Annotated in this window: 12 protein-coding genes; 8 read left to right on the top strand and 4 right to left on the bottom strand. The window is 54.0% G+C overall.

The window, feature by feature from the left end:
• Positions 1-39: 39 nt before the first annotated feature.
• The 6 genes from bioA (at position 40) to LCF41_RS08500 (ending at position 6,734) form a co-directional block, all read left to right on the top strand.
• Positions 40-1,344 carry an adenosylmethionine--8-amino-7-oxononanoate transaminase gene (bioA, locus tag LCF41_RS08525; protein WP_225087675.1) on the top strand — a complete coding sequence of 435 codons (1,305 nt, stop codon included), beginning with the start codon at positions 40-42 and terminating at the stop codon, positions 1,342-1,344.
• A 295-nt stretch (positions 1,345-1,639) separates the two neighbouring features.
• Positions 1,640-2,434, top strand: coding sequence for a GH12 family glycosyl hydrolase domain-containing protein (locus tag LCF41_RS08520; protein WP_225087674.1), 795 nt, complete (start codon positions 1,640-1,642; stop codon positions 2,432-2,434).
• 225 nt (positions 2,435-2,659) lie between these two features.
• Positions 2,660-3,067: a CidA/LrgA family protein gene (locus LCF41_RS08515; protein ID WP_015839768.1), complete on the top strand. Its 408-nt coding sequence runs from the start codon at positions 2,660-2,662 to the stop codon at positions 3,065-3,067.
• A complete protein-coding gene (locus tag LCF41_RS08510; RefSeq protein WP_225087673.1) occupies positions 3,067-3,762 on the top strand; it encodes a CidB/LrgB family autolysis modulator in 696 nt (231 codons plus the stop codon). The genes LCF41_RS08515 and LCF41_RS08510 overlap by 1 nt, the downstream gene beginning before the upstream one ends.
• A gap of 172 nt (positions 3,763-3,934) precedes the next feature.
• A complete protein-coding gene (gene cdd, locus LCF41_RS08505; RefSeq protein WP_225087672.1) occupies positions 3,935-4,825 on the top strand; it encodes a cytidine deaminase in 891 nt (296 codons plus the stop codon).
• Positions 4,826-5,036: 211 nt separating this feature from the next.
• The gene (locus LCF41_RS08500) at positions 5,037-6,734 is read left to right on the top strand and encodes an NAD-dependent malic enzyme (protein WP_225087671.1); all 1,698 of its coding nucleotides are present in this window, start codon (positions 5,037-5,039) and stop codon (positions 6,732-6,734) included.
• A gap of 54 nt (positions 6,735-6,788) precedes the next feature.
• Here LCF41_RS08500 and gsiD read toward each other — a convergent pair whose 3' ends face one another.
• From gsiD to LCF41_RS08480, 4 genes are all read right to left on the bottom strand, one after another.
• Positions 6,789-7,694 (bottom strand): glutathione ABC transporter permease GsiD, encoded by a 906-nt coding sequence (gene gsiD / locus LCF41_RS08495; RefSeq protein ID WP_225087670.1) that lies wholly within the window; start codon positions 7,692-7,694, stop codon positions 6,789-6,791.
• Between the two features lie 9 nt (positions 7,695-7,703).
• Positions 7,704-8,624, bottom strand: a complete 921-nt coding sequence (gsiC, locus tag LCF41_RS08490) for a glutathione ABC transporter permease GsiC (protein WP_039506845.1) — start codon at positions 8,622-8,624, stop codon at positions 7,704-7,706.
• A 108-nt stretch (positions 8,625-8,732) separates the two neighbouring features.
• The gene (gsiB, locus tag LCF41_RS08485; protein WP_225087669.1) at positions 8,733-10,277 is read right to left on the bottom strand and encodes a glutathione ABC transporter substrate-binding protein GsiB; all 1,545 of its coding nucleotides are present in this window, start codon (positions 10,275-10,277) and stop codon (positions 8,733-8,735) included.
• Positions 10,278-10,302: 25 nt separating this feature from the next.
• Positions 10,303-12,204 carry a dipeptide ABC transporter ATP-binding protein gene (locus LCF41_RS08480; protein WP_225087668.1) on the bottom strand — a complete coding sequence of 634 codons (1,902 nt, stop codon included), beginning with the start codon at positions 12,202-12,204 and terminating at the stop codon, positions 10,303-10,305.
• Between the two features lie 491 nt (positions 12,205-12,695).
• On the opposite strand from LCF41_RS08480, the gene moeA reads away from it, so the two are divergent.
• Together moeA and moeB are read left to right on the top strand one after the other, a co-directional pair.
• Positions 12,696-13,931: a molybdopterin molybdotransferase MoeA gene (gene moeA, locus LCF41_RS08475; RefSeq protein WP_225087667.1), complete on the top strand. Its 1,236-nt coding sequence runs from the start codon at positions 12,696-12,698 to the stop codon at positions 13,929-13,931.
• Positions 13,932-13,933: 2 nt separating this feature from the next.
• Positions 13,934-14,722, top strand: coding sequence for a molybdopterin-synthase adenylyltransferase MoeB (moeB, locus tag LCF41_RS08470; RefSeq protein ID WP_225087666.1), 789 nt, complete (start codon positions 13,934-13,936; stop codon positions 14,720-14,722).
• The last annotated feature ends 13 nt before the right edge of the window (positions 14,723-14,735 follow it).

The following is a 14,735-nucleotide window of genomic DNA, read 5'->3' as shown; positions in this document are numbered from 1 at the left end:
CAACCAAATATAAGCCATTTTAGTTTACGAAAGATCATCATGAGCCCGGAAGACATCACTTTTGACCAGTGCCATATTTGGCACCCCTACACCTCGATGACCGAGCCGCTGCCTTGCTATCCGGTGGTAGCCGCAAGCGGCGTCGAACTTCATCTGGATGACGGACGTCGCCTGATCGACGGCATGTCATCATGGTGGGCGGCGATTCACGGTTACAATCATCCGGCAATCAATCAGGCGGTACAGACCCAGCTCAGCCAGATGTCGCATGTGATGTTCGGCGGCATCACCCATCCGGCAGCCGTAGCGCTGTGCCGCCAACTGGTGGACATCACGCCGGATGCGCTGGAATGTGTTTTTCTGGCGGATTCCGGTTCAGTGGCTGTCGAAGTGGCGATGAAAATGGCGCTGCAATATTGGCAGGCACGTGGTGAGTCCCGTCAGCGCTTTCTCACCCTCCGTCATGGCTATCACGGCGACACCTTCGGGGCGATGTCTGTGTGCGATCCGCAAAATTCGATGCACAGTCTGTATCAGGGCTATCTGCCCACCCACCTGTTTGTCGATGCGCCGCCCTGCGCCGCTATCAACGAAGGCGCTTTTGCCGACGAGTGGCAGGAAGCCGAGATCGCGCCGCTACAGGCGATGCTGTCAGCGCACGCGCATGAAGTCGCTGCCGTGATTCTGGAGCCCATCGTGCAGGGCGCTGGCGGAATGCGCTTTTACCACCCAACCTATCTGCGTCGGATACGGAAATTGTGCGACCAATGGGGTATTCTGCTGATTGCCGATGAGATCGCGACCGGATTTGGCCGCACCGGCAAACTGTTTGCCTGCGAACACGCGGGAATTTCGCCCGACATTATGTGTCTGGGCAAAGCGCTTACCGGCGGTTATATGACGCTCTCAGCCACGCTGACCACCCGGGCGGTAGCGGAAACCATCAGCAACGGCGAAGCAGGCTGTTTTATGCACGGCCCCACATTTATGGGTAATCCGCTTGCATGCGCGGCGGCCAGCGCCAGCCTGTCGCTACTGGCGGAGAACCGCTGGCAGCAGCAGGTACAGCAGATTGAGCGGCAGTTGCGAGAAGCGCTGCAACCCTGCGCAGATTCTCCGCTGGTGGTGAACGTTCGCGTGCTGGGCGCTATCGGCGTAGTGGAAACAAAGCGTCCGGTTAATATGGCGCGACTACAGCGTTTCTTCGTCGAGCGCGGCGTTTGGATTCGTCCCTTTGGCCGGCTCATTTATCTGATGCCACCGTTTATCATTCAGCCTGATGAACTGCATAAGCTGACCGAGGCCGTCTGTTCCGCTATCCGTGACGAACAGCTATTTAACTAATCGACAGTTATTTAACTAATAGACAACTCAAGGCGCACACTTCCGTGCGCCTCAGCATCATTTTCCCTATTTTATTTCGTATCACCACTATTTATTACCGCTCTTATAATTATTTCATGAATAAGATTTTCATTTTATTCATGAGTGATGCGTTGAATTATTCTGGTATCGGATGAAATAACAATAAACTGTTAAGTACACCACAGTTTATATTTAATCAGCCATAGACACTGACTCAATACGTGCTAAATTTCAGAGTGCAGCATCCAGAGCATATATTAAAAGGAGATTTATTATGCTTATTATGAATACCCGTCCATCGCATACATTCCGCACATGGTTCCCCGTACTCTTATCTGCTTTATTACTCGCCCCATTAACGGTTTCTGCCGCCAGTTCCTCAAAGGACGCAGATAAACTCTATTTTGAGAATAATAAATATTATGTATTCAATAACGTCTGGGGAAAAGATGAAGTAAACGGATGGAAGCAAACCGTTTTCTATAATAGCCCAACCAGCATGGGGTGGAACTGGCACTGGCCAAGCAGCTCCTCCAGCGTTAAAGCCTATCCGTCACTGGTGAGCGGCTGGCACTGGACTGCGGGCTATACGGCAAATAGCGGATTGCCAATAAAATTATCCAGCAATAAAAGCATCACCAGCAACGTCACCTATTCCATCAAAGCCACGGGGACGTATAACGCGGCCTATGATATTTGGTTCCACACTACCGATAAAGCCAGTTGGGACACCACCCCTACCGATGAATTGATGATCTGGCTAAATAATACTAATGCTGGCCCCGCGGGGGATTATATTGAAACGGTTTTCCTCGGCGGCAGCAGTTGGAACGTATTCAAAGGTTGGATCAATGCGGGGAATGGTAAAGGCTGGAATGTCTTTTCTTTTGTTCGCACGTCCAATACCAATAATGCCTCGCTCAATATTCGCCATTTCACCAACTATTTGGTGGGAACCAAGAATTGGATGAGCAATACAAAATATATCAGCAGCGTTGAGTTTGGCACCGAGATCTTTGGCGGTGACGGGCAGATCGATATTACCAAGTGGAGCGTCGACGTCAAATAACGCCTCAGTCGTCGCCTTCATTCCTTCCGGTTCAGCCCCGACACTCGCTCTGGCGCAGGGCTGAACCGAATTTATTCCACGCGACACGTCTTTCATTTTCAGTCTGGACGGTTTCGTTCATCCTTTAAGCAAGCAACCCTTCCCTTCCTCAACAAGATTCGTGAGCTGTGGCACGCCAATTCCATTAGCGTTATGATAATCCCCTCAGCTAATCAGGAATTTCCCATGCGTAATACGTTCATCGTTTGCTGGCAGTATTTACGCGCTTTCGCATTGATTTATCTCTGCCTACTGGCAGGCAATGCGGTATCCGCGTTACTTCCGTTCACTATCCCCGGCAGTATTATCGGTATGCTGGTCTTGTTCACCCTTCTCGCCTCGCAAATCCTGCCCGCGCAGTGGGTGAAACCGGGCTGCCATCTTCTTATTCGTCATATGGCGCTGCTGTTCGTCCCTATCGGCGTCGGCGTGATGAATTATTACGATCTGGTCAGCCAACAATTTGGCCCCATCGTGGTTTCCTGCCTGATCAGTACCTTTATTGTAATGTTGGTTGTGGGTTTCAGTACCCAGATAATGCAGCGTGAACGCGCCATGGCTGGCGATCGCACGCCGCCGAAGGATAACGAATAATGTTCAGCTATTTGTGGTGGTCTCTGCCTCTCACCCTGATTGTCTTTTTCGCCGCGCGTAAACTGGCCGTGCTGACCAGGATCTCCCTGTTGAACCCGCTGCTGGTGTCGATGGCGATTATTATTCCGCTGCTGCTGGTGTTGAAGATTCCCTATGAGCACTATTTTCAAGGCAGCAAAGTCCTTAACGATCTACTGCAACCGGCGGTGGTCGCACTGGCGTTCCCACTTTATGAACAGCTGCACCAAATTCGCGCCCGCTGGAAGTCGATCATCAGCGTGTGCTTCATCGGCAGCCTGACCGCCATTATCTCCGGCACGCTGGTGGCATTATGGATGGGTGCCTCACCGGAAATCGCCGCCTCCGTGCTGCCGAAATCGGTCACCACCCCAATTGCGATGGCCGTCGCCAGTTCTATTGGCGGTATTCCGGCTATCAGTGCTGTCTGCGTGATTTTTGTCGGCATTCTCGGTGCCGTATTAGGCCACAGCCTGTTCAACCGCGTGGGCATCAAAACCAAAGCTGCTCGCGGGTTGTCGATGGGCACCGCTTCGCATGCCCTCGGTACGGCACGCTGCGCGGAGGTCGATTATCAGGAAGGCGCATTCAGCTCGCTGGCACTGGTCATCTGCGGAATCATCACGTCGCTGATTGCGCCGTTTGTTTTTCCCGTACTGCTGCACATCGTTAGTTGAGATCAGAGAGGGACGGTGTGTATCTCGCATCGTCCACTATAAAATTGAGATACATCTCGCATTTAGAAGTTAATTTGCAGCCATTTCACCCCAAAAAGAGATTTTGATCACAAATTATTGCTACTCTGCTACCTAACATGACGTTATTGACGGGTAAAGAGAGTAAGCCACTATGCATCCACGTTTTGAAAACGCCTTCCAGCAATTACCTGCCAGTCTGCAAGCTGCGGTCCGCCCATTGCTCGATAAAGCAGATTTCGCTGCTATGTTAACCGCGGACGAGGTGAATGCCGTCTGTGAAGCCAGCAAGTTAGACACCGATGCCTTAGCCTTTGCGCTATTGCCACTGGCAGCCGCCTGCGCACAAGCGCCTATCTCTCATTTTCAGGTTGGCGCGATTGCGCAAGGGCTGAGCGGCAATTTCTACTTTGGTGCCAACATGGAGCTCAGCGCCGTTCAGCTTCAGCAAACGGTACACGCCGAGCAGAGCGCGGTCAGCCATGCCTGGCTGCGCAATGAGCGCGGATTACAAGCCGTCACCGTGAACTACACACCATGCGGACACTGCCGCCAGTTTATGAACGAATTGCGCAATGCGGCATCGCTGCGGATACAACTACCGGGTCGCCAGCCCGCCGTGCTCAGCCACTATCTGCCGGATTCTTTTGGCCCCGTCGATCTGCACATCGATACTTTACTGATGGATGACATCAACCACGGTGCAACCTTGCAGAATGTGAATGCACTTGCGCGTCAGGCGCTGGATGCCGCCAACCGTAGCCATGCGCCCTACAGCAAAGCCATTAGCGGTATTGCGTTGGAGACATCAGGCGGCAACACCTATACCGGCCGCTATGCAGAAAATGCGGCGTTCAATCCTAGCCTGCCACCTCTGCAAGCTGCGTTAAATCTGATGAACCTTGCCGGCGAAGATCTGTGCACGGTGAAACATGCCGTTGTCGTTGAACGTCGCAATGCGGTTGTCAGCCACTGGGCAATTTCGCAAATTATGCTGGCCGAATTGGGCTGCACCGATGTTGAACACCACTTTATTGAGGAATAACAACAGCCGTAAACGCAGACTTTCAGCAAAGGGAAGGATGAAAAACGAGAGGTGAATCGATAAAGCCTGCATTTCACCTAAGATGCAAGCCATCTGTAACTATTTTAATTAACAATTTCTGTACATATTCTCTGGGTAATTTAAGATTCGCAGCAGTTTCTTATCGACAACACCTGAGTTTCTTTTTTTGCTATCCGAAGAGTAAAAAGCCATGGAATTAGAATACGAAAGCAAACGTCCTCTCCATATTCCCTACGCTGGTCCAATCTTGCTTGAATTCCCCCTGCTGAATAAAGGCAGCGCATTTACCGAAGAAGAACGCGCTAACTTTAACCTGCATGGTCTGCTGCCTGAAGCCGTCGAAACCATCGAAGAACAGGCAGAACGCGCCTGGCGTCAGTATCAGGAATTCAAACACGATATTGAAAAACACGTTTACCTACGCAACATTCAGGATACCAACGAAACCCTGTTCTACCGCCTGTTGGACGCACACCTCAGTGAGATGATGCCTATCATCTACACCCCAACCGTTGGCGAAGCCTGTGAACACTTCTCCGATATCTATCGTCGCGCCCGTGGCCTGTTTATCTCCTACCCTAACCGCGCACATATCGACGATATGCTGCAAAACGCCACCAAGCAGAACGTGAAAGTCATCGTTGTGACCGACGGTGAGCGTATTCTGGGTCTGGGCGACCAGGGCATTGGCGGCATGGGGATTCCAATCGGTAAACTTTCTCTGTACACCGCGTGTGGCGGTATCAGCCCGGCCTACACCCTGCCAGTGGTTCTGGATGTCGGCACCAACAACCCGCAGCGCCTGAACGATCCGCTGTACATGGGCTGGCGTCATCCACGTATCACCGATGACGAATACTATGCGTTCGTTGATGAATTCATCCAGGCTGTTAAGCGTCGCTGGCCAAACGTGCTGTTGCAGTTTGAAGACTTCGCGCAGAAAAACGCGACGCCACTGCTGAACCGCTATCGCGATGAAATCTGTAGCTTTAACGATGACATTCAGGGTACCGCGGCGGTTGCGCTGGGCAGCCTGATTGCCGCCAGCCGTGCAGCAGGCACACAGTTACGCGATCAGACCGTGGCCTTCCTGGGCGCCGGTTCCGCAGGCTGCGGTATCGCTGAACAAATCATCGCCCAGATGAAATCTGAAGGGCTGAGCGATGAAGAAGCGCGTGCACGTGTCTTCATGGTTGACCGCTTTGGTCTGCTGACGGACAAACTGCCGAACCTGCTCGATTTCCAAAGCAAGCTGGTGCAGAAAAGCGAACTGCTGGCGGGCTGGGATTGCAACAGCGACGCCATTTCCCTGCTGGAAGTGGTACGCAATGCCAAGCCAACCATCCTGATCGGCGTATCCGGCCAACCGGGTCTGTTCACGGAAGAAATCATCCGTGAAATGCACAAACACTGTGCGCGTCCTATCGTGATGCCGCTGTCTAACCCGACATCCCGCGTGGAAGCCCGTCCGGAAGACATCATTCGCTGGACGGAAGGTGCTGCGCTGGTCGCAACCGGTAGTCCGTTCTCTCCGGTTAACTATCAGGATAAGGTCTTCCCTATCGCGCAGTGCAACAACTCCTATATTTTCCCAGGTATCGGGTTAGGGGTACTGGCGTCAGGCGCCAAGCGTATCACTGATGGTATGCTGATGGCCGCCAGCCGTGCGCTGGCTGACTGTTCACCGCTGGCGAATAACGGTGAAGGCGCTCTGCTGCCGGATCTGGCCGATATCCAGCAGGTGTCCAAACGTATTGCACTGGAAGTGGGTAAAGCCGCACAGCTGCAAGGCGCTGCCGTCGTGACCTCGTCGGATGCGCTGCAAAAGGCGATTGAGCACAACTTCTGGCAGCCGCAGTACCGCAGCTACAAACGCACATCGTTCTAAGCATTAACGGCTTACAGCTGAAAAGCGCGGCACGTGTTGCCGCGCTTTTTTTATTCAGCTTTTCAATTTCGGGTCGAGTGCATCGCGCAGGCCGTCGCCCAATAAATTAAACGCCAGTACCGTCAGAAAGATTGCCAAACTTGGGAATATCGCAACGTGCGGTGCGATCACCATATCCGATCGCGCTTCATTCAGCATCGCTCCCCACTCCGGCATCGGCGGCTGTGCGCCAAGCCCTAAAAATGACAAGCTGGCTGCCGTGATGATCGACATTCCAATGCGCATCGAGAAAAACACCACGATGGAAGACACCGAGCCGGGAAGAATATGCCGAAACAGGATCGTCCAGTCGCTGGCGCCAATACTGCGGGCGGATTCAATGTAGGTCAGCTGTTTCAGCACCAACGTATTGCCTCGCACCAAACGAGCGAACGCCGGAATGCTGAAAATCGCGACGGCGACAACCACATTCGCCATGCCACTGCCCATAATTGCCACAACAGCAATCGCCAGCAAAATACCGGGAAAAGCAAACAGCACATCGCAAATGCGCATGATAATACGGTCTGTCCACCCTTCGTAGTAGCCTGCCAGCAGGCCCAGCATCGTGCCGATAATCATCCCCACCAGCACCGAGAGGATGCCCGCAGCCAGCGAAATGCGCGTTCCCATCAGGATCCGGCTGAAAATATCACGTCCTAATGAATCCACCCCCAGCCAGTGTGCCGACGACGGACCTTCATTCAGGCGATCATAATCGAAATAATTCTCGGCATCATAGGGCATCAGATACGGTGCCAGACACGCGATCGCAACCAGCAACAGTACAAACACGCCCGCGGTGACCGCAACGTGCTGCCGAAGAAAGCGCCGCCAGAACTCACGCCACGGCATACGCACAGGTTTATCCCTCATGACAGGGAGCGTCGCCAGCATCGCTTTACGTCGCCAGTGTCTCATTCCCTTTCCTTATTTATAACGAATGGCTGGATTAATCGCGGCATACAGCATATCCACCAGCAGATTGATCAGAATAAACTCCAGCGAAAACAGCAGCACCTCGGCCTGAATCACCGGATAGTCACGCATCTCCACCGCATCCACCAGCAGCCGCCCAAGCCCTGGCCAGTTGAAAACCTTCTCCACAACAATGGAACCGCCGAGCAAGAAACCAAATTGCAACCCCATCATCGTCACCACGGGAATCAGCGCATTGCGCAGCCCATGCTTCACCACAACCAACGATTCACGCACGCCTTTTGCCCGTGCCGTGCGCATGTAGTCTTCCTGCAACACATCGACAAACGACGCGCGGGTAAAACGCGCCATCACCGCCGCCACCGCCGCGCCCAGCGTCAGCGAAGGCAAAATGTAGTGCAGCCAGGTATCCGCTCCCACCGTCGGCAGCCACCCCAGTTCGACAGAAAAAATCTGCATTAGCAGCATGCCGAGTGCAAAAGCGGGAAAAGAGAGGCCAGAGACCGCCAGCGTCATCCCGATTCTGTCCGGCCAGCCGTTGCGCCACACGGCCGATACGATGCCGATCGCCATACCAAAAATCACCGCCCACACCATGCTGCATACCGTCAGCCAAAAGGTCGGCATAAAGCGCATAGCGATCTCTTCGGTGACTGGGCGTTTCGATACGATCGATGTACCAAAATCCCCTTGCAAGACATTGGTAAAGAAGTGCCAGAATTGGTGTGGCAGCGGTTTATCCAACCCCAAATCCTGCCGAACCATCTCGATAACGGCAGCATCCGCTTCCCGCCCGGCGGCTAAACGCGCCGGATCGCCGGGTAGCAGATGAACGAACAGGAACACCAGCACCATCACAATCAGGAGCGTGGGAATCAGTCCCAGTAGTCGTTTAATAAAATAATTCAGCATGAACGGTTTTCCACAGACATGCGTCAGACTCCCTATAAGTGGACGAGTATTGACCACTGCGGGCAGCCTTACGGCCACCCGACTCCCTGGTCATTCTTTTGCGGCGAATTATTCCTTGAGATCGGCCTCTTCAAAACTGAACAAGGTATCCGGCATCACGTAAAACCCGCTCAGTTTTTTGCTGTTGGCCGAGACTAAACGCTCTGTCGCCAGGAAAATCCACGGCGCGTCCGCCCAGATTTTGTCCTGTGCATCCTGATACAGTTTCTGCTTTTCCGTCCGATCCGTGGTTTTCAGGGCATTCGCCAGATCCGCATCAACCTGCGGGTTGCTGTAAAACGCCGTGTTGAACTGTGCGGGTGGCCAGGAAGCCGTCGCAAACAGCGGCGACAGCGCCCAATCCGCCTCCCCCGTCGAGGCTGACCAACCGGTATAGAACAGACGAACACCCGTTTCTTTCACGCCTTTGCCTTCCACTTCCGCAGCGCGTTGCCCCGCATCCATGGCGGTCACCTGCACTTTCACGCCAACTTGCGCCAGCTGTTGCTGTGTGAACTGCAAGACTTTCTGCGCCGTACTGTGGTTATGTGACGACCAGAGCGTTGTAGTGAAACCGTCAGGGTAGCCTGCTTCTTTCAGCAGTTCGCGCGCCTTCGCCGGATCGTAAGGCCACGGTTGGTATTTTACTGAATAATCAATGCTGCCTGGCAGTGGCCCTTCGGCTGGCGTCGCATAGCCGGAGAACGCGACTTTAATCAACGCCTCTTTGTTGATTGCGTAGTTCAGTGCCTGCCGCACTTTCGGGTTATCAAACGGTTTCTGCGTCACGTTCATGCTGATGTAGCGGTGCAGAATCGACGGCGATGCCACCAGCGTCAGCTTGTCATTTTTCTCCAGCACCTTGGCTTGCTCGAACGGTATTGGATAAGCAAACTGTGCTTCGCCGGTTTGCAGCAGTGCCGCGCGCGTGTTGTTATCCACTACCGGACGCCAGGTAATGCTGTCCAGCTTCGGTAAACCCGCCTTCCAGTAGCCGCTGAATTTCTCGACTTTAACAAAATCGGTCTGATTCCAGGTCACAAAACGATACGGTCCAGTGCCTACCGGATGGAAACCAATTTCCTTGCCGTACTGCGTTAATGCCGCCGGTGAGATCATCACCGCCGCCGGATGCGCCAGATTGTTAACGAATGCCGAGAATGGCGTCTTCAGTGTGATTTTCACCGTTAAATCGTCAACCACATCGGTTTTTTCGATCATTTTGAACAGGTTATATCGCTTCAGGCGGTTGTCTGGATTACTGGCGCGATCCAGATTCACTTTCACTGCGGCGGCGTTAAACGCCGACCCATCGTGAAATTTGACGCCAGGATGCAGCTTAACGGTATACGTCAGGCCATCTGGGCTTACGTCATAGCTGTCCGCCAGCACGTTCACCAGCTTCATGTCTTTATCAAAGCCAAATAGCCCCTGATAGAAGGACTTCGCGACCGTTTGCGATAGCGAATCGTTGGCATCGTACGGATCCAGGCTGGTAAAAGTGGAACCCACGGCGATCACCGCATCTTTGGCTGCCCAGACGGGTGACGCCGCCATAGCAGCGGTTACCCCTGCGGCGACGAACCAGCGCCGTTTTATCGTCATTACGCTCATGCTATGTTCTCCTTGTGAATCCCTGTCAATAAGCGCCGGCTATCGGATGGTGCGCAACAAAGTGTCGAACACCTACCTGCACCAGTGGCGCCGTGATCGGCTCGTCGCCAAGTGCCCGAATCGGGCTGGGTATTTCATCAACCAGCAGCACCTGCTCACGCTGGCGGCATGAGGGATCGGCAATCGGGACTGCCGACATCAGCTTGCGGGTATAAGGATGGCGAGGCCGCTCGAAGACGTCTTGCCGTGAGCCAATCTCGACAATCTGCCCCATGTACATCACCGCCACGCGATGGCTGATACGCTCGACCACCGCCATATCATGTGAAATGAACAAAAACGCGATGCCGAATTCACGTTGCAGTTCCAGCATCAGATTGATGATTTGAGCCTGAATCGACACGTCCAGCGCGGATACCGCCTCATCCGCAATCACCACTTTCGGGTTCAACGCCAGCGCTCGGGCGATGCAAATGCGCTGGCGCTGGCCGCCGGAAAACTCATGCGGATAGCGCCGGGCGTGTTCCGGTTCTAACCCTACGCGCGCCAACAGCCATTCCACCCGCTTCTCCGCTTCCTGCCGACGGCAAATGTTGTGCACCAGCAGCGGTTCCATAATCGAAAAGCCGACCGTCAGACGCGGATCCAGTGACGCATAGGGATCCTGAAAAATCAGTTGAATATCACGCCGCAGGCGCTGTAGCGCCGCCCCTTTCAACTGATGAATAGGCTGCCCATTAAAGATAATGTCGCCCTGCTGGCTTTCAACCAGCTTGAGCAGCGCACGGCCAGTCGTGGACTTGCCGCATCCCGATTCACCAACCAGCGACAGCGTTTCGCCCGGCCAGAGATCGAAGCTGATGTTTTCCACCACATGTACCTGCCGCGTCACGCGATTCAACAAACCGCTACGAATCGGAAAACGCGTCACCAGATGGCTAACCTGTAAGATCGGAGCCGCATCCACGAGCACCGTATCCTGCGGCAGGTTATCCGCAATACGGACTGCGTTTTGATCCAGCAACGGAAATTTTTCCGGAAACGGCTGACCGCGCATAGCCCCTAATGTGGGTACCGCGGCTAATAACCCCTGCGTATACGGGTGCTGCGGCGCAGTAAAAATCTGCCCAACGCTTCCCGCCTCGACGCTTTCTCCTCGGTGCATGACTAATACGCGTTCGGCCACTTCCGCCACCACGCCCATATCATGGGTGATGAAAATGACGGCCATTTCCATTTCACGCTGTAGCACGCGAATCAGTTGCAGAATTTGCGCTTGAATGGTGACATCCAGTGCGGTCGTCGGTTCATCGGCAATCAATAAGGACGGTTTACAAGAGAGCGCCATCGCAATCATCACTCGCTGTCGCATACCGCCGGACAACTGGTGTGGGTAGCGATCCAGCACGTTGCGCGCTTCCGGGATTCTGACCAGATCCAGCATGCGTAACGTTTCTGCACGCGCGGCACGCCTGTCCATCCTCTGATGCAAACGAATCGACTCGGCTATCTGTTCGCCGACGGGAAAAACCGGGTTCAACGACGTCATCGGCTCCTGAAAAATCATCGCCAAATCCGCGCCACGCAATGTGCGCATCATCCGCTGGCGCGCGCCGCGCAGATCCAGCACTTGCCCATCACGGCGGCGGAAGAGCATATTTCCCTGATGAATCACGCCGCCCGCATGCTCAACCAACCGCATCAATGCCAGCGACGTCACTGATTTACCCGACCCGGACTCCCCGACGATGGCCAGCGTTTCGCCCCGATCGACAGAGAACGTCAAGTTACGCACCGCGTCCGTCCGCTGCCCCTGCTGTTCGAAATACACGCTCAGGTTGCGTACTTCCACCACCCGTTTTTCAGGCAAAACAAGCCCCGGAATGGGGGAAGACAGCGAGGCATAATGATCCTGTGTGGGCGACATGAACGGCGAATCTCCATATAAATGCGGCTGGAATCAGCGCAACGCGGTCAGGGACAAATTATCAGCGATTTTCGACTATATTTAGCGCAAGGTATGATGTAAAGCGGAAACTGAAATCAACACAGTGAAAAATTTCTTTTATAACATCAAGTTAATTGCAATAAAGACGTGCAATCAGGCATGATATTCCATGCAAATTCGCCCATTTCTGCCCGAAATGGTTCGAGTTGTGGGCAGAAGGCCTCTGTTTTTCACCATGACCCTGCCGTTCCGTGCCTAACGAGGATTCATGCGCCAAAAGGCACATTCCTTGACCTGCATACATTCACCCCCGTTACGAACTCTGACATAATTAATAGTGGCATAGGAAACAGGTTTTCGCCCATGAACGACATCTCGGCAGAATTTTTTTATTAATGAAACCAGACTCATTAATGAAACCGGCCTTATTGATAAAACAACGGTATTGATGAAAAAACGGTGGAGTAAAGATGGAAAGCGTTAACGCAGGTTTACTGACTCTTGAACACGCTCTGGAAAACATGTTTTCTCAGGTTACGTCCCTCACCGAGACAGAGCGCGTATCCCTGTTCGACGCCACAGGACGGATCACCGCCCATGCCATCGCCTCTCCGATTAATGTCCCACCTTTCGCCAATTCCGCGATGGACGGTTATGCCGTACGCTGTGCGGATTTGGCCGTTGCCACGACGCTGCCGCTGGCAGGAAAAGCATTCGCTGGCACCCCATTCACTGGTGAATGGCCTGTCGGAACTTGCATTCGCATTATGACCGGCGCGCCGATTCCCACAGGCGCCGACGCCGTCATCATGCAGGAAGAGGCTGACGTTAGCGACGGTGGCATCCGTTTCCCCCACAAGGTCAAACCCGGTCAGAATATTCGTCTGGCGGGAGAAGATATTCAGTCGGGTGCCAGCGTGTTGCCTGCGGGCTGCAAGCTGGGCGTGGCGGAGTTGCCGCTGCTGGCCTCGCTGGGGATTGCGCAGATTGATGTAGTACGCCGTCTGCAAGTCGCGGTGTTTTCTACCGGTGATGAGCTGCAACCTGTCGGCAAACCGTTGGAAGACGGCCAGATTTATGACACCAACCGTTTCGCCGTCCGCCTGATGTTGGAACAACTGGGCTGCGATGTGCACGATCTGGGAATTATTCGTGACGATCCGGCGGCCTTGCGTGCCGCGTTCCATGAGGCTGACCGGCTGGCCGATCTGGTGATTAGCAGCGGCGGCGTTTCCGTTGGCGAAGCGGATTACACCAAGCAAATGCTGGATGAACTGGGCGATATCCATTTCTGGAAACTGGCGATCAAACCCGGCAAACCCTTCGCCTTCGGTAAATTGCACCACGCCTGGTTCTGCGGCCTGCCGGGAAATCCCGTTTCCGCTGCGCTGACATTCTATCAACTGGTTCAACCGCTGCTGGCGCGCCTGTCTGGCTATACGCAGTGGCACCAGCCGCCTCGCATTCGCGTCAAAACGACCAGCGCCCTGAAAAAGACGCCGGGGCGCACCGATTTCCAACGCGGCATTTTCAGCCGTAACGCTCTGGGTGAGCTGGAAGTCACAACCACCGGGCATCAGGGTTCGCACGTTTTCAGCTCTTTCAGCCTCGGTAACTGTTTCATCGTGCTTGAGCAGGATCGCGGCCATGTCGCCGCAGGCGAATGGGTCGACATCGAGCCCTTCAACGCGCTGCTGGGACACTGAGTATGTTGCCGGAACTGAGCGATGAAGAGATGCTGCGCTACAATCGACAGATTGTGCTGCGCGGCTTTGATTTTGACGGACAGGAAAAGCTCAAAGCGTCACGCCTGCTGATTGTCGGGCTGGGTGGGCTAGGCTGTGCCGCCGCACAGTATCTGGCCGCCGCTGGCGTGGGCCATTTGACGCTGCTGGACTTTGATACCGTCTCTCTGTCTAACCTGCAACGCCAGGTGCTGCATCGTGATGCCCGTATCGGCATGGCAAAGGTCGAGTCAGCGCGTCTGACGCTATCCGATATGAATCCGCATCTTTCGCTCGATACCGTTGATGACGATCTTGATGACGAGACGTTGAGCGAACTGGTCAGCCAACACGACGCCGTGTTGGACTGTACCGACAATGTCGCTATTCGCAATCGTCTAAACCGCATTGGCTTTCAGCTTAAGAAGCCGCTGATCTCCGGGGCAGCGATTCGGATGGAAGGCCAACTCAGCGTCTTTACCTATCATCCTGGTGAACCTTGCTATCAGTGCCTCAGCCGTCTGTTCGGCGCCAATGCGCTAACCTGCGTCGAAGCAGGCGTGATGTCGCCGCTGGTGGGCACCATCGGAAGTTTGCAGGTAATGGAAACCATTAAACTGCTGACTGGTTACGGCAAGCTGAGCGTTGGACGACTGCTGATGTTCGATGCGATGACGCTGCAATTTCGTGAAATCATGCTGCCGAAAAACCCGCACTGCGAGGTTTGCGGCGAGCGAGGCGCAGAAGGAAAAGATACGACTCCGGCACGATAAGCCATTGAACACA

The organism is Pectobacterium colocasium (assembly GCF_020181655.1).
GTDB lineage: Bacteria > Pseudomonadota > Gammaproteobacteria > Enterobacterales > Enterobacteriaceae > Pectobacterium > Pectobacterium colocasium.
Note: the sequence above shows the minus strand (reverse complement) of the source record. Positions and strands in the feature narration are given on the sequence as shown.